The sequence below is a fragment of the Nocardia rosealba genome (assembly GCF_020216065.1).
GTDB lineage: Bacteria > Actinomycetota > Actinomycetes > Mycobacteriales > Mycobacteriaceae > Nocardia > Nocardia rosealba.
Genome location: NZ_JAIWNA010000007.1, coordinates 1 through 15,483, shown reverse-complemented (window position 1 = coordinate 15,483; position 15,483 = coordinate 1). Strand labels below are relative to the sequence as shown.

The window sequence follows — 15,483 nt, the reverse complement described above, 5'->3', positions numbered from 1 at the left end:
TTCGATCACTCAACCTCAGCTAGCCTCGCCGTGTTCTACCTCACACACCACAGCGTGGTGGCATATCGAAAGGGGCTCGCATGGCCTCACCTCTGCTCGACTTCATCCTGCAACCGGCCGCGTCGGAGGTCGCCGGTTCGGCACTTCGCTTCATCCAGGAACAGCTGGAAGCCAGCCCGATCGTCGACTTCTTCACCGGGTCGGCCACGCCGGACAACAACATGGGCTCGTCCACCGGGGACCACAACCTCGGCTCGTCCACCGGTGATCACCAGTGGGGGTCCACCTACCCGTAGACACCGCAGCGCCGGATCGGATCGCGCGGGTCCGGTCCGGCTAGGTGCGCAGCCGAGCGCCCGACAGCTTCGCCACATTGGCGAAATCGTAAGCGGCACAGACCAGCCCGTCTTTCACCGAGAACGCGAGCACCCGAACCGCTCGGCCGAACGGTGAGTTCGGATCGGTGAGTACCAGACCCGATTGCCCGTTCACCGCGGCGAAACCGATCTCCAGCGCCGGTTCCTCGAGCTGCTTGCGCCACAGGCCGACCGCCAGCCGCGCCACCTTCTCCGCACCCTCCACGACATTGAGCGCCGTGCGTGCCGTGCCGCCCGCGTCGGCGATGAAATTCACGTCCGGATGCAGGGTGGCGGCCACCGCGGCGATATCGCCGGTGGCCAGCGCGGCCAGGAAACGCTGCACCGCCTCGTCGTGCGCGTCGTCGGTCACCGGGGGTGGGGTGCGGGCCACGGTCTTGCGTGCGCGCACCGCCAACTGCCGTGCCGCATCGGGTGATACGCCGAGGATGTCGGCGATCTCGTCGAACGGTACGGCGAGGCTGTCGTGCAGGACCAGCGCCACCCGCTGCTGCGGGGTGAGCGCGTCGAGCACCACCATCGCCGCCATCCGGTTGTCCTGATTGCGGACGACCACCTCCAGCGGGTCGTCGGTGCGGGCCTGCCCGGTGACGATCGGTTCCGGCAGCCACTGGCCCACGTAGGTTTCCCGGCGCACCGCCGCGCTGCGCAGATGGTCGAGGCAGATCCGGCTCACCACGGTGGTGAGCCAGGCACGCAGGTCCTCGATCTCGGATTGGTGGGCGCCCGCCATCCGCAGCCAGCTCTCCTGCACCGCGTCCTCGGCGTCGCCGACGCTTCCGGTGAGCCGGTAGGCCACCGAAATGAGATGTGCTCGATGCGATTCGAACAGGTCGGCGAGAAGCGGGGAAACCATCGCCGCTGATCCTACGGAGTGGGTTCACGCTGGTTGCACGGGTGTACCGGTTTTGCCGTCGCGCGCGGAAAATGCCGTGAGAACTCTGCACCCGTCCTGCCAGGATGAGGTGATGTACCAGCACACGCTCACCGACGGCACCGTGTGGCTCATCCGGCCGACCGCCGCCGACATCGACCGCATCGTCGAGTGTTGCCAAGACCCCGCCGTAGGGCGCTGGACCACCATCCCCGTGCCCTACGGCCGCACCGACGCCGAGGAGTTCCTCGACCGGAACGTGGCGGGAGGGTGGCTCCACAACGAGCCGATCTGGTCCATCCGCACCGCAGCCGACGGCCGCGTCGAGGGGATGGTCGGCCTGCACGCCCGGGGTCCGGGCGCCTGCGAGATCGGCTTCTGGCTCAGCCCAGAACACCGAGGTCGCGGCCTGATGTCACGCGCCATCACCCTGGTCTGCGATTTCGGCTTCGCCACCGAAGGGCTCGGCCTGCAGCGCATCACGTGGCGCGCGATGGTCGGCAATCACGCCTCGGCCGCCGCCGTCCGCCGCAACGGATTCCACTACGAGGGGAAGGCCCGGTTGGGCGGCGTGCAGCGTGGGGTTCGGGTCGACGAGTGGTACGCGGCACGGTTGGTCGACGATCCGCCCGGCCCGGTGGATGGATGGCCTGCGGAGACCTTTCCTCCGGAAGGATGATCGTGGCTGAGTGCTGGTGGTTCTCGGAGCGCGAGAGGGGCGCGACAGGTGGCTGACGACGCACGGTTCGAGTGGTTCGCCGATGTGATGGGAGTGCGGGCAGGTGAGCGGGTCCTCGAAGTGGGGCCTGGTCCGGGCGCGTCGTTGGCGCGGATGGCGGAGCGGCTCGGCGACGGGCGGATCGTCGGCGTGGAACGTTCGGCGACCGCGTTGGCGCGAGCCGGGCAGCGGTGTGCCGACGAGGTCGCGGCAGGCCGAATCCGGTTGGTGCAGGGCGAGATCGGAAAGATCGCACCGGGCCGCCTGCTCGGCGAACTCGATCCCGGCGAACAGTTCGACCTGATCTACGCGGTCAACGTCAACCTCTTCTGGACCTCCCCCGCACCCCAGGCCTGGGCGACGATCCGAGCCTGCCTGTCCCCCACCGGCCGCCTCTGGCTCTGCTACGGGTACGGCACCCCCACCGACGCCCCCACCTCCCCGAAACCCAGCCCAACTCGCCTCACCGATCGCTGCGCCGCCGCCGGCTTCACCGGCGAACCCACCACCTCAGGCGACCTCCTCGCCGTCCACCTCACCCACACCCCCTGAACCGAGATCACCACGCACTGGTGGCGTTCGCTTCTCGGTCGATGCCGCCATCAGAGCGTGGTGATCACGTCCAGCTCGATGGGTGGCCGCTGGCCTGAAGCGAGGGCAGGCGGGACAGGCGCCGGTCTCGAGGGTGGTCAGGTGGGGCGGAGGCGGCGGGCGGTGCCTCGGTGGGCGGGGGTTCGGGTGGGGTCTTCGGGCCAGGCGTGTTTGGGGTAGCGGCCGCGGAGGTCGGCGCGGACCTGGGGCCAGCCGGTTTGCCAGAAGGAGGGGAGGTCGGCGGTGACGGCTACAGGGCGCTGGGCTGGGGAGAGCAGGTGCAGGAGGAGGGTGGCGCGGCCGTCGGCGAGGGTTGGTGGGGTGGTCCAGCCGAAGATTTCCTGGACCTTCACCGCGAGAACCGGCTGGTCGGCGCTGTAGTCGACGCGGACGCGGCTGCCCGAGGGGACCTCGAGGCGCTCTGGGGCGAGGTCGTCGAGGCGGGTGGCTTCGGGCCAGGGCAGGAGGCGGCGCAGGGCGGTACCCGCGTCGATGCGGGCGAGGTCGGCGCGGCGACGGGCGGTGGTGAGTTCGGGGCCGAGCCAGGAGTCGAGGTCGGCGAGGAGGGCGTCGTCGTCGACATCGGGCCATGGTGCGCCGAGCGTGCGGTGCAGGAAGGCGAGGCGATCACGCAGGTTGCGCGCGTCGTCGGACCAGCGGAGCAGACCGATCCCCTCCGCGCGCAGTCCTTCCCGCAACGCCGCGCCCACCAACGCCGAATCCGGTTCACGCAGCGGCTTTTCGGACAGCACGATCGCACCCAACCCCTCGACCCGCCGCGCGATCACATCCCCGCCGTCCCACCGCACCTCCTCCCGCACGCTGACCAGCCCAGGCGCCGCCTCCCGCGCTAAATCCTCAGAAGCGATGGCCGCCAGCCGAATTCGGCCCTCCGCCCGCCCCGGATCCCGATCCGCCACGGCAACAGCCAACCACTCCGCCGCCACCAGCCCGGACCCCGCAGGCAACGAAACCGCCGTCCCACCCGCCATCAAATACGACCCCGACCCACTCCCCCGCCGCCGCGCCAACCGCTCCGGCTGCGCCAACGCGATCATCAACGCCACCCCTTCTTCGAGCACCCCCAAACCCGACCCGGCCGAGTCACGCCTCCCCAAACCCGACCCGGCCGAGTCACGCCTCCCCAAACCCGACCCGGCCGAGTCACGCCTCCCCGCACCCGAGCCGCCACTGCCACGCCTCGGGTCCGCCTGCCGATCACCATGGCTTCCCGCAGGCGAACTGCCCTCAGCGCGACCATCACCTGGCGATCCCGCCTTGGCTCCGACATCGAACGATGTCGCCGCAGAACGGCTTTCCTCGCCGGCCAGCGCCGCGCCGCCGGTCTCCACGCCCGATGCGATTGCGCCATAAGCACTCTCGAGCGGCAAGTCCGAGCCACCGGATTCGCCGACGAGGCGGGTGAGGCGGGTGACCTCTCGGGTCCAGCGGGGTGGGCGTTCGGTGCGGAGGGTGCGCAGGGCCGCGGTGGCGTCTGTGCCGGGGGCGAGGGTGTCGTCGTCCATCAGGGCGACCATTTCGGCGGCGAGTCTCGGGCCCAGGTGGGCGGCGCCGTCGAGGAGGGCGCGGGCCAGGCGGGGGTGCAGGCCGAGGGTGGCCATGGCGCGGCCGCGGGCGGTGATGTGGTCGTTGCCGTCGAGGGCGCCGAGGGCGTGCAGGACGGTGCGGGCGGCGGTGAGCGCGCCTTCGGGTGGGGCGTCCCACCAGGCGAGGGCGGAACCGTCGGGGGTGCCCCAGCAGGCCAATTCGAGTGCGAGGCGGGTCAATTCGGCGGTGCGGATCTCGGGGTCGGGGTAGGCGGGCAGGGTGTGGTGTTCGTATTCGGGCCAGCAGCGCCAGGCACGACCGGACGCCTCACGACCCGCACGCCCCGCGCGCTGTTCGGCGACAGCGGCCGAAACACGCACTGTCGCAAGGCCGGACAGCCCACGCCGATGGTCGACCCGCGACACCCGCGACAATCCGGAGTCGACGACGGCACGCACGCCGGGCACGGTGAGGCTGGATTCCGCTACGGCAGTGGACAACACGACCCGGCGACGCGCGCCCGGCCGTAGCGCACTGTCCTGCGCCGCCCCGGCCAGCCGACCGTGCAACGGCACGACATCCACATCGAGATCACGCAGCAACCCGGCCGTCCGGTTGATCTCACCGACACCCGGCAGGAAAACCAGGACATCGCCCTCGGTCTGATCCAGCGCGACACGCGTCGCCCGGGCGACATGGCCTTCCACCCGTTCCCGGGGCAAGGCCGGCACATAACCGATGTCGACCGGGTACGTCCGTCCCCGCACCTCGAGCACCGGCGCCCGCTCGTCACCACCGAGCAGTTCGGCGAGCCGGTCGGCGGCGACGGTCGCCGAGGTGGCGAGCACGCGCAGATCGGGACGCAGACCCGACCGAGCGTCGAGCAGCAGGGCAAGCAGCAGATCGGCGTCGAGGTGCCGCTCATGGCACTCGTCGAGGATCACCGTGCCGACACCCGCGAGCTCCGGGTCCTGCTGCAACCGCCGGACCAGCAGACCGGAGGTCACCACCTCTATCCGTGTGCGCGGCCCTACCTTGCGATCCCCACGGACCGCGTACCCCACGGTCTCCCCGACCCGTTCCCCGAGCAGCCCGGCCATCCGCGCGGCCGCCGCCCGCGCCGCCAACCGTCGCGGTTCGGCCACCACAACCCGCCCACCGCCCGCCGAAGCCCACGGCACCGTCTTCCCTGGCCCCACGAACTCGTCCGCAGCCAAGGCCAACGGCACCAGCGTCGTCTTCCCGGTCCCCGGGGGCGCGACCAGCACCGCGACACCCCGATCGGCCAGGGTGCGCGTGATGTCCGCCAGCGCGGGCCGCACGGGAAGATCGGGCAGTTCGGGAAGTCTCATCAGCGAACAGTCTGCCGACCCGCCCGCATCGAGCACCACTGAGACTGCCTGTTCCGAACTCGACCGGAACTGGCTAGCCTGCGGGAGATGAGCATCGAGTTCGCGTTGACCACGCTCGTCATCGTCGCCACGCCGGGCACCGGGGTGCTGTTCACGCTCGCGGCGGGCCTGGCGCGGGGCGTCCGGGCCAGCGTGATCGCGTCCTTCGGCTGCACGCTCGGCATCATCCCGCACATGATCGCCGCCATCACCGGGCTGGCAGCGGTCCTCAACGCCAGCGCGGTGGCGTTCCAGACCTTGAAGTACCTCGGGGTGGCGTATCTGCTGTACATGGCGTGGAACACCTTCCGCGACAAGGGCGCACTGTCCCTCCCGGAGGCGGAGTCCGGTGCCGCGCCGTCGGCGCGCAAGATGATCACCTCCGCGATCCTGCTCAATATTCTCAACCCGAAGCTGACGATCTTCTTCTTCGCGTTCCTGCCGCAGTTCGTGCCGACCGGTACCCCGAACGCGTTGGCGCGCATGCTCGAACTGAGTGGGGTGTTCATGCTGGCGACGTTCGTGGTGTTCGCGCTGTACGGCGCTGCCGCGGCGGCGGTGCGGTCCCATATCCTGTCGCGCCCGGCGGTGGTGACGTGGATGCGGCGCGTGTTCGGCGCGTCATTCGTGGCCCTCGCGGGCAGACTCGCCCTGCAGAACCAGTGAAAGCACTGTGGCCCCGGGGTTTCCGGGGCCACAGTGCGAAACGACTTCAGCCGCGCCGGGTTTCGACAGCCTGCGCCAGGCGGTCGAGCTGCGTGGCGGTGGTCTCCCAGTCGATGCAGGCATCGGTGATGGACTGGCCGTAGGTGAGGTCGGCGGCCTTGCCCAGGGTGAGGTCCTGGCGGCCCGCGACGAGGAACGACTCGAGCATCACACCGACCACGCCCTGCTCACCGGCGGCGAGCCGGGTCGCGATGTCGGTGACGACGTCGACCTGACGGTTGTGGTCCTTGTTGCTGTTGCCGTGGCTGGCGTCGACCACCACGCGCTGGGGCAGCGCGGACTTCTCGAGGCGCAGCTTGGCCTCGGCGACGGAGGCGGCGTCGTAGTTGGTGCCGTTGCTGCCACCGCGCAGGATGACGTGGCAGTCCGGGTTGCCGGAGGTGCGGATCAGCGCCGAGCGGCCGTCGAGGTCGGTGCCAGGGAAGACGTGGCTGGCGGCGGCGGCACGCACACCGTCGACCGCGACCTGCACGTCACCGTCGGTGCCGTTCTTGATGCCCACCGGCATCGACAGCGCCGAGGACAGCTGACGGTGCACCTGGCTGGCGGCGGTGCGCGCACCGATCGCGCCGTAGGACACCAGGTCCGCGATGTACTGCGGGGTGATCGGGTCGAGGAACTCACACGCCACCGGCAGGCCGAGGGCGGTGATGTCGACGAGCACCTTGCGGCCGATGCCGAGGCCGGTGTTCACGTCGAACGAACCGTCCAGGTGCGGGTCGTTGATCAGACCCTTCCAGCCCAGCGTGGTGCGCGGCTTCTCGAAGTACACGCGCATGACGATGTGCAGCCGGTCGCCGAGTTCCTCGGCCTTGGCGGAGAGCTTGCGGGCGTAGTCGAGGGCGGCGACGGGGTCGTGCACCGAGCACGGGCCGACGATCACCATCAGGCGGTCGTCGTCGCCGTTGAGCACGTCGACGGTGGATTTGCGACCCGAGCGCACGGTGTCGGCCAGCTCGTCGGTGATGGGGTGCACGAGGCGGACCTCGGCGGGCGAGCGCAGGGGGCTCACGCTGAGGGTGCGCTGATCGTCGAGATCGGAGTGCCGCGCGTCTACGTCAACTGCGGTGGTCATGAGAATGTGGGTCCTTTTCGGTTGAAGGCCGACCCACGGAAATTTCGCTACCCGTCGAGCCGGTCAGGTATCCGGCTCGGGGTGGAGGAAGTCAGCGCGCAGGGTCGCAGACCGGCCCACCCAGGGCCGGCTCGCTAAACCAGAAATATGCGCGCTGCATGCCGTGGACTGTACCACCGGTGAAACGTCGCGGACCCGCGCCTGGTTGCCCGAAGTGCGCACGATCACACCACTGCGCCGGTTGACCTCAACCTCTGTTGAGTTCCTAGCGTGGGTGCCGAGGAAAGGAAATCGACTGTGACAACACTGGTTACGGGCGCGACCGGCAATACCGGGCGCCAGGTGGTTCGGGAACTCGTCGAGCGCGGCGAGAAGGTCAAAGCACTCACCCGCGATACCGAAAGGGCACGCGCACTCCTCGGTCCCGAGGTGGAACTGGTCGGCGGAACGCACACCGAGCCGGGCACGCTCGACTGGAGCGGTGTCGACCGATTGCACGTGACCGTGACGGCGGGTCTGGCCGAGGTGGGCCAGGAACTGGTCGACCGGGCGGTGGCGGCGGGCGTGCAGCGCATCACGGTGGTCTGGGGTGGCGGCGTCGGTCCGGTCGAGCAGGCGATCGAACGCTCCGGCGTGGAATGGACGCGGCTGGAACCGCAGGAGTTCATGTCGAACACGCTCACCTGGGCCGATTCGATCCGGGCCGAGGGCGTGGTGCGCGAGCCGTACGCGCATCCGAGCGCGCTGGTGCACGAGGCCGATATCGGTGCGGTGGCCGCGGTCGCGCTGCTCGAGGACGGGCACGCCGGGCGTGCCTACAACCTCACCGGCCCGCAGACGCTCACTCCGCAGGAACGGTTGGCCGTGCTCGCCGAGGCCGCCGGAAGGGAGATCGCGTTCGTGACCATCAGCCATGAGCAGGCGATCGAGCGGTTGACGGCGACCGGGGTGTCGCGCGCGGATGCCGAGTACGTGATCGGCTGGTACGCCGAGTCGAGCCCGGAGTCCCGCACCGTCGACCCGACGGTCGAGAACGTGCTCGGCCGCCCAGCGCGCACCTTCGCGCAGTGGGCGGCCGAATACGGGCACCGATTCGCCTGAGCGCTCCCGGATCCTCAGCCGAACTGGCCGGCCACGTAGTCGCCCGCCGGGGTGTGGGCGATGGCGTTGAGCCGGTTCCAGGCGTTGATCGTCGCGATGGCGGCGATCAACGCGGCGATCTGGTCGTCGTCGTAGTGCTTGCGGACCTGGGCCCAGGTGTCGTCGGTGACCTGGCCGCCGTCGGCGACGCGGGTCGCCTCCTCGGTGAGGGCGAGCGCGGCCCGCTCCGCCTCGGTGAACACGTTGGCCTCGCGCCAGGCGGCGACCAGGTTGATCCGCACCGAGGATTCGCCCATGTGCGCGGCGTCCTTGGTGTGCATGTCGACGCAGAAGCTGCACCCGTTGATCTGCGACGCACGGATCTTCACCAGCTCATGGGTGGCCTTCGGCAGCGGCGAGCCGTCGATCACCTTGGCCGCGGTCTGCAGCCGCTTCACGAAGCTGGTGGCGACGGGGTTGTTGTAGAGGTCGAAACGAGCTTCCATGATCACTCCTTCGTCGGGCGGAATACACCTCTACGACGACGCGCGGCGCCGGAGTGTGACATGGGTGATCGCGATCACCTCAGAGCAGACCGCACAGCTTCTCCGACAGCTCCCAGAGCTCGGCGGCGACGGCGCGATCGTGCGCGGGCGCGGCCATCGCGCACGGCGCCGGGTGGCCCCACAGGCCGAACAGGCCGTCGGGACCGTAGAACCCGCCGGGCTCCACGTCGGCGGTGGCGGCGAACAGCGTGGGCAGCGCGCCCTGGGCGGGGCTCTGGGCGAACATCCGGTTGCCGAGCCACATGAACACTTCCTGCACCGATTCGGTGTGCGACATGAGTTCGGTCGCGGCGTACCCGGGGTGCGCGGCCACCGAAAGCACCGACGACCCCTCGCCGGCGAGGCGGCGCTGCAGTTCGGTGGCGAACAGCAGATTGGCCAGCTTGGACTGGCCGTAGGCGCGCCAACGGTCGTAGCGGCGCTGCTCCCAGTTGGGGTCGGTCAGGTCGATGCGGCCGATGCGGTGCGCGTTGCTCGACACGGTGACCACCCGGTCGGCGATCCGGTCGAGCAGCAGGTTGGTGAGTGCGAAGTGCCCGAGATGGTTTGTGCCGAACTGCATTTCGAAACCGTCGGCGGTGCGGCGCAGCGGCAGCGCCATCACGCCCGCGTTGTTGATCAGCACGTCGACCCGCTCGATCGACTCGGCGAAGGCACGCACCGAGTTCAGGTCGGCCAGATCGAGCTCACGCACCTGGGTCTCCCCCGGTAACTCGCTCGCCACCTGCTCGGCCTTGGCCGTATTGCGGCAGGCCAGGATCACCCGCGCGCCTTTCGCGGACAGCGCCCGCGCGGTGGCGGCACCGAGACCGCTGTTGGCGCCGGTCACGATGAAAGTGCGGCCGGTCTGGTCGGATAGGTCAGCGGTAGTCCACTTGCTCACCGACCGAAGTGTAGTGCGAGCTGGGACAACCGCGAATCGAGAACCGCCCTCCGGTCAGGACTGTGCGAGGATCTCCTCGTCGGTCATCGCGGCCACCTCCAGGTACATCGCCGCAACGACTTCCAGCCTGCCCGACGACCCGGACTCGTTCTCCCGCTGCGTCATTCGCTGCGCCAGACCCTCCACGCTGCGGGCGGTGAACAGGTCGGCGACCACGGTGTCGGGTGCGTCGAGCCACTCCCGGATGCGGGCGACGGCGGTGGTGGCGAGCACCGAATCACCACCGAGGGCGAAGAAGTCGTCGGTGACACCGATGTGTTCGGTGGCGAGGACCTCGCCGATCACGGCCGCGAGCGCGCGCTCGAGATCGGTGCGCGGCGCGACGAATTCGTCGGCCGCCTCGCCCTTTTCGAGCACGGCGCGAATGGCCTTGCGGTCGGGTTTGGCGTTCGGGGTGAGCGGGAGTTCGGGCAGCATCTCGAGCCGGGTGGGCACCATGTAGGTGGGGACCAGTTCGGCGGTGGCGGCCAGCACGGTGTCGGCATCGAGGACGGTGCCCGGCGTCGGCACCACCAGCGCGACCAGTTTCGGTGCGGCCTTGCCGACCACGGCGGCCACCGCGTGACGCACGCCGGGCACGGCGCGCAGCGCGCTCTCCACCTCACCGAGTTCCACCCGGTAACCACGGATCTTCACCTGATGATCGGCGCGGCCCAGAAATTCCAGACCACCGTCGGGCAGGTAGCGGGCCAGGTCACCGGTGCGGTACCAGCGCACACCCTCGTGGGTGACGAACCGGTCGGCGGTGCGTTCGGGGTCCTTGCGATACCCGGCGGCCACACCGTCCCCACCGATCCACAGTTCGCCGCTCACCCAGTCGGGGCAGTCGTTGCCCGCCGGGCCGACCACGCGGCACCGCACATTGCGCAACGGGGTGCCGTAGGGAACGGCCGTCCATTCGGCAGGCACCTCGGCGCCGACCACCTCGCAGATGGTGGAGTGGATGGCGGTTTCGGTCGCGCCGCCGAGACCGGCGAAGCGGCAGTCCGGTGCCACGGCCGCCAGGCGTGCGGGCAGCGCGACATCCACCCAGTCGCCACCCAGGATTACTGTGCGCAGCGAGGGCAGCGCTTGTCCGCCTGCCGCGGTGAGCAGCATGTCGAGCAGGCTGGGAACGCAGTTGACCAGGGAAACCTCGTGGCGGCGAATGATCTCCACCCAGCGCGCCGGGTCGCCGCGTTGCGCGTCGTCGACGGTGACCACGGCGCCGCCCGCCGCGAGCAGGCCGAAGATGTCGTAGACCGAGAGGTCGAACTCGAGGGCCGAGAGGGCGAGGGCACGGTCGTTCGCGCCGATGCCGAAGCGGTCGTCGAGGTCGTCGATGGTGTTCATGGCCGCGCGGTGCGGCACCTCGACACCCTTCGGCTTGCCCGTGGAGCCGGAGGTGAACAGCACGTAGGCGATGTTCTCCGGATCGCCGAAGACGGGGCGCGCCAAGGGCTCCGGGTGGTTGCGGGCCTCGGCCAGGTCGACGACCCGGGCCTCGGGGATCTGGGCGCCACCGACGGTGAGTACCGCGACGGCGTCGGCGGTGGAGAGGATTTCGGCGCGGCGGGCAGCGGGCTGGTCGAAGCCGATCGGCACGTACACCGCACCGGCGGCGAGCACGCCGAGGACGGCGACGACCTGATCGGGCCCCTTCGGCAACTGCACTGCCACCGAATCACCCGGCGTCACACCGGCTTCGCGCAGAGCACCGGCCACGGCGAGGGCATCGGCGGCCAGTTCACCGTAGGTCAGCTGCCCCGTCGGCGCCCAGAGCACCGCCGGTGCGGACGGATTCGTCGCGGCGTTGGCGAAGAAGCCTGTGTGCAGGAGATTTCCGCTCAGCGGCGCGGCTGTCGCGTTCACGCGGGCACGAGTCGCCGCCTGTTCCACGGGGATTCGCACGCCCGCCTCGGCCTGCCAGCCCGCAACGGTCGCCGAACCCTGGCCGCCCAGGCGTTCGATGGCCTCGATGTAACGGGCGAACATGTCCTCGACCATGCCGGGCGGGAAGGCGGATTCGCGGATGTCCCAGTTGAGCAGGAGGCCGCCGCGGACCTCGGTGATCTGGGCGTCGAGCAGCACCTGCGGGCCCTGGGAGATGATCCAGACCGGGTCACCGAAGGTATCGGTGACGGTGTCGGCGAACAGTTCGCCGAGATTGAGGGCGCTGGTGTAGACGATGGGGGCCAGCACCGGTTCACCGCGCTGACGGCCCAGGTCACGCAGGACCTCGAGGCCCGAGTAGGCCGAATGGGCGCCCGCCTCGTGCAGGCGCTGCTGCAAAGTGCGCGCACGATCGGCGACGGTGGCGGGCTCGGTGACATCGACCTCGAGCAGCACCGAGGAGGTGAAGTCGCCGACCACGCCGTCGACCTGCGGGTGCACCGGCTCCCGATGGAACAGCGGCAGATTCAGCAGAAAGCGGCGCTGCGCCGACCAGCCGCCGATGGTCTCGGCGAACACCGAGGCCAGCGCCATCGCCGGGGTGATGCCGCGCGCGTGGGCGGCGTCGAACACCTGCGCCTTGGCCTCCGGGGACAGCCACCGGTGCAGGCGAACGGTGCGGTTCGGCTCCGAAACGTGCTGTGCCTGCGGCAGTTCGGGTGCGCCGGGCAGTTCGGCGAGCCGGTCGCGCCACCAGTCGCGGTCGCGGTCGCGTTCCTGATCGGTGGACGGCTGTTCGGCCAGGTACTGGCGGAATGTGTAGTCCTGCGGTGCGAGCTGTTCGCCGTGGTAGAGCTTGGCCAGGTCGGTGACGAGGATGCGGTAGCTCATGGCGTCGGCGGCGAGCATGTCGACATCGAGGTGCAGGCGGGTTCGACCGTCGGCCAGCCGGGTGAGGGCGATATCGATCACCTGGCCGTCCTCCACGGCCATCCGCTGATGGGTGCGCTGGTCGCGCAGCTCCGCCAGCCTGCGCTGCGCCTCGTCCTCGGACACCGCACGCAGATCGGTGACCCCGAACACGGCTCGACCGGGGCGGTCGAGGGTCTGCTGGGTGCCGTCCGGCAGGAACCTCGTCCGCAGCATCGGATGGCGCACGAGCAATTGCTCCACGGCCCGCTCGAGGCGCTGCGGGTCCACACCCTGCCCGTCGAATTCGACGTACAGATGTGCGGCGACACCACCCAGCTCCTGCGCGTCGGAGCGGCCGATCCAGTACGCGTGCTGCATGGGAGCGAGGGGGAACGGTGTCCCGTCATCGGCCACGAGCTCGGAAACCTCTGCGGCAGAACCGTTTCCGCCGCCTTCGGTCTGTGTCGGCTCGACCGTTCGCGCACCCGGTTCGACGCCCTCGGCCTGTCGCGGTGACGTGGCCGAGGTCGGTACGACATTCGGCGCCTGGTCCTGGCCGACCGGATCTGCCGTGGCGCCGCTCAGGGTTTCCGGGTCGGCGCCGTTGAGTAAGGCGTGCCAGGCGTCGATGGTCGGGTGCGCGGCGAGGAGGGCGAAGTTCACCTTGATGCCGCGTTTGCGCCAGGCACCCGCGAGTTTCATGGTGCGGATAGAGTCGAGGCCGAGCTGGATCAGGTCGTCGGCGTCGGCGACAGCGTCGGGGGTGATGTCGAGGTGACGGGCGATCGCGGCACGGATCTCGGCACGGTCGATTCCGCCGCCGTTCGCGGGTGCTGTCTCCATCTGCCGATCACTCCTTGCTCGCCGTCCGACCCCGGACGGATTCGATACTGCTCGCCGGCAGCCTACTCCACTGAGATAGGGTTGCCTAACCTATGGTCGAGCAACCCAGGTTCTCGGCCGCTTTGATCTGGATCGACCGGAGGGTACGACTGTGACTACGTCGACTAGCCATCGCGACGGCTACGTTCCGTTTCCCGAGGCGGCAGCGCAGGAGTACCGCACGGCGGGCTACTGGTCCGGGCGGACGCTCGGTGACCTGCTGCGCGACACCGCCCGCAGCCAGCCATCGAGCCCCGCGATCCTCAGCGACGCCGCCGTGCAGTCCTACGCCGAACTCGACGCCGCGGCCGACGCGATGGCCCACGGCCTGCTTGCCCTCGGCATCCGCCCCGGCGACCGGGTGATCGTGCAGTTGCCGAATATCCCCGAGTTCGCGACGGCCCTGTTCGGCCTCCTGCGGGCGGGCATCATCCCCGTACTCACCCTGCCCGCGCACCGCCGCGCCGAGATCGAGCACCTGGCGGCACTGTCGGAGGCCGTCGCCTACCTGATCCCGGATCGGCTCGGCGATTTCGACTACCGCGAGTTGGCCGCCACGGTGCGCGCCGCCGTGCCGAGCCTGGCGCATGTGCTCGTGGCGGGCGAACCCGGCCAGTTCCGAGCCCTCGATACCGTTCCGGCGCAGGGTGATTCGCTGCCCGAGGTGGATCCCGCTGAGATCGCGGTGATGCTGGTTTCCGGCGGGACAACCGGTCTGCCCAAGCTCATCGCGCGCACCCACGACGACTACGTCTACAACGCCACCGCGAGCGCGCAGGTGTGTGAGCTCACCGCCGACGACGTGTACCTCGCGACTCTGCCTGCCGCACACAACTTCCCGCTCGCCTGTCCCGGCATCTTCGGTACCGTCGCCACCGGCGGGGCCGTCGCCTTCACCCTCGACCCGAGCCCCGAGGCCGCGTTCGCCGCCATCGAGAAGCACCGCGTCACCGTGAGCGCCGTGGTGCCGCCGCTTGCCCAGTTGTGGAGTGCCGCGGTGGATTGGGAGGACGCCGATTTGAGCTCGCTGCGGCTGCTTCAGGTGGGTGGTGCGCGGTTGGCCGAGGTGAATGCCCGTGAAGTGGAACCGGCGTTGCAGTGCCGGTTGCAGCAGGTGTTCGGGATGGCCGAGGGGCTGTTGAACTTCACTCGCCTCGATGACGCCGACGAGCTGGTCTACACCACTCAGGGTAAGCCGCTCTCGCCTGGTGACGAGATCCGTGTGGTCGACGGTCAGGGTGAGGACGTGGCTCCCGGTGAGGAGGGGGAGCTGCTGACCCGCGGGCCCTACACCCTGCGTGGCTACTACCGTGCCCCCGAACACAATGCCCGCGCGTTCACGCCCGACGGGTTCTACCGCAGCGGTGACCTTGTCCGTCAGCTTCCCACGGGGCATCTGGTTGTCAGTGGGCGCATCAAGGATGTCATCAATCGTGGCGGTGAGAACATCTCTTGCGATGAGTTGGAGGAACATCTGTTGGCTCATCCGGCCGTCCGCCATGCTGCGGCGGTGGGGCTGCCCGATCCGTCGCTCGGGGAGAAGGTTTGTGTGGTTTTGGTGGTGACCGGGGGTTTGCCGACGCTTCCTGAGTTGAAGATGTTTCTTACCGAGCGGGGTCTGGCTACTTATAAGCTGCCTGACTTGATTCGGCAGGCGGATTCGTTGCCGGTTACTGCTGTTGGCAAGATTGATAAGAAGGCGCTGCGGGCTAGTTTGTAGGGGGCTTACGGCACTCGAGTGCGGGCACCTGCCGGACTCGGGTGCCGTGCGGAACTGCCTTGGTGTTTTGTGCACCACGGAGGTATTGGGCTGTGTTTTTGGAGCGCTGGCGCGCTCGAGCGCGGCCCCTGAGGGGCCGGGGGGGGGGGGGGGGGGGGGGGGGGGGGGGGGGGGGGGGGGGGGGGGGGGGGGGGGGGGGGGGGGGGGG

The 15,483-nt window shown here is 69.6% G+C and carries 12 protein-coding genes; 6 read left to right on the top strand and 6 right to left on the bottom strand.

Annotated elements, in window-relative coordinates; genetic code table 11:
* Positions 1 to 80: 80 nt before the first annotated feature.
* Entirely contained in the window at positions 81 to 296 is a 216-nt protein-coding gene (locus LDL21_RS23280) for a hypothetical protein (RefSeq protein WP_067492380.1), read from the top strand.
* Between the two features lie 40 nt (positions 297 to 336).
* Here the strand turns inward: LDL21_RS23280 and LDL21_RS23275 are convergent, their stop codons facing one another.
* On the bottom strand, positions 337 to 1,233 hold the full coding sequence (locus tag LDL21_RS23275; protein ID WP_225281740.1) for a sigma-70 family RNA polymerase sigma factor: 897 nt from the start codon (positions 1,231 to 1,233) through the stop codon (positions 337 to 339).
* 76 nt (positions 1,234 to 1,309) lie between these two features.
* Here LDL21_RS23275 and LDL21_RS23270 point away from each other — a divergent pair, with 76 nt between their 5' ends.
* Complete coding sequence (locus tag LDL21_RS23270; RefSeq protein ID WP_308017161.1) at positions 1,310 to 1,930, top strand: GNAT family N-acetyltransferase; 621 nt, start codon at positions 1,310 to 1,312, stop codon at positions 1,928 to 1,930.
* 48 nt (positions 1,931 to 1,978) lie between these two features.
* Positions 1,979 to 2,521, top strand: coding sequence for a class I SAM-dependent methyltransferase (locus LDL21_RS23265; RefSeq protein ID WP_225281739.1), 543 nt, complete (start codon positions 1,979 to 1,981; stop codon positions 2,519 to 2,521).
* Between the two features lie 137 nt (positions 2,522 to 2,658).
* Here LDL21_RS23265 and LDL21_RS23260 read toward each other — a convergent pair whose 3' ends face one another.
* Positions 2,659 to 5,460: an ATP-dependent RNA helicase gene (locus LDL21_RS23260; protein WP_225281738.1), complete on the bottom strand. Its 2,802-nt coding sequence runs from the start codon at positions 5,458 to 5,460 to the stop codon at positions 2,659 to 2,661.
* Positions 5,461 to 5,547: 87 nt separating this feature from the next.
* Between LDL21_RS23260 and LDL21_RS23255 the strand changes: the two genes are divergently transcribed.
* Positions 5,548 to 6,165, top strand: coding sequence for a LysE family translocator (locus LDL21_RS23255; RefSeq protein WP_067492373.1), 618 nt, complete (start codon positions 5,548 to 5,550; stop codon positions 6,163 to 6,165).
* Between the two features lie 46 nt (positions 6,166 to 6,211).
* On the opposite strand, the gene LDL21_RS23250 is transcribed toward LDL21_RS23255, so the two are convergent.
* On the bottom strand, positions 6,212 to 7,300 hold the full coding sequence (locus LDL21_RS23250) for a 3-deoxy-7-phosphoheptulonate synthase (RefSeq protein ID WP_225281737.1): 1,089 nt from the start codon (positions 7,298 to 7,300) through the stop codon (positions 6,212 to 6,214).
* A gap of 297 nt (positions 7,301 to 7,597) precedes the next feature.
* On the opposite strand from LDL21_RS23250, the gene LDL21_RS23245 reads away from it, so the two are divergent.
* Entirely contained in the window at positions 7,598 to 8,401 is an 804-nt protein-coding gene (locus tag LDL21_RS23245) for an NmrA family NAD(P)-binding protein (protein WP_225281736.1), read from the top strand.
* 14 nt (positions 8,402 to 8,415) lie between these two features.
* Here the strand turns inward: LDL21_RS23245 and LDL21_RS23240 are convergent, their stop codons facing one another.
* The 3 genes from LDL21_RS23240 to LDL21_RS23230 all read right to left on the bottom strand — a co-directional run bounded on the left by LDL21_RS23240 (position 8,416) and on the right by LDL21_RS23230 (position 13,516).
* The gene (locus LDL21_RS23240) at positions 8,416 to 8,886 is read right to left on the bottom strand and encodes a carboxymuconolactone decarboxylase family protein (RefSeq protein ID WP_225281735.1); all 471 of its coding nucleotides are present in this window, start codon (positions 8,884 to 8,886) and stop codon (positions 8,416 to 8,418) included.
* A gap of 79 nt (positions 8,887 to 8,965) precedes the next feature.
* The gene (locus tag LDL21_RS23235) at positions 8,966 to 9,829 is read right to left on the bottom strand and encodes an oxidoreductase (protein ID WP_225281734.1); all 864 of its coding nucleotides are present in this window, start codon (positions 9,827 to 9,829) and stop codon (positions 8,966 to 8,968) included.
* A 54-nt stretch (positions 9,830 to 9,883) separates the two neighbouring features.
* On the bottom strand, positions 9,884 to 13,516 hold the full coding sequence (locus LDL21_RS23230) for a non-ribosomal peptide synthetase (RefSeq protein ID WP_225281733.1): 3,633 nt from the start codon (positions 13,514 to 13,516) through the stop codon (positions 9,884 to 9,886).
* A 151-nt stretch (positions 13,517 to 13,667) separates the two neighbouring features.
* On the opposite strand from LDL21_RS23230, the gene LDL21_RS23225 reads away from it, so the two are divergent.
* On the top strand, positions 13,668 to 15,275 hold the full coding sequence (locus LDL21_RS23225) for a (2,3-dihydroxybenzoyl)adenylate synthase (RefSeq protein WP_225281732.1): 1,608 nt from the start codon (positions 13,668 to 13,670) through the stop codon (positions 15,273 to 15,275).
* Positions 15,276 to 15,483 lie beyond the last annotated feature (208 nt).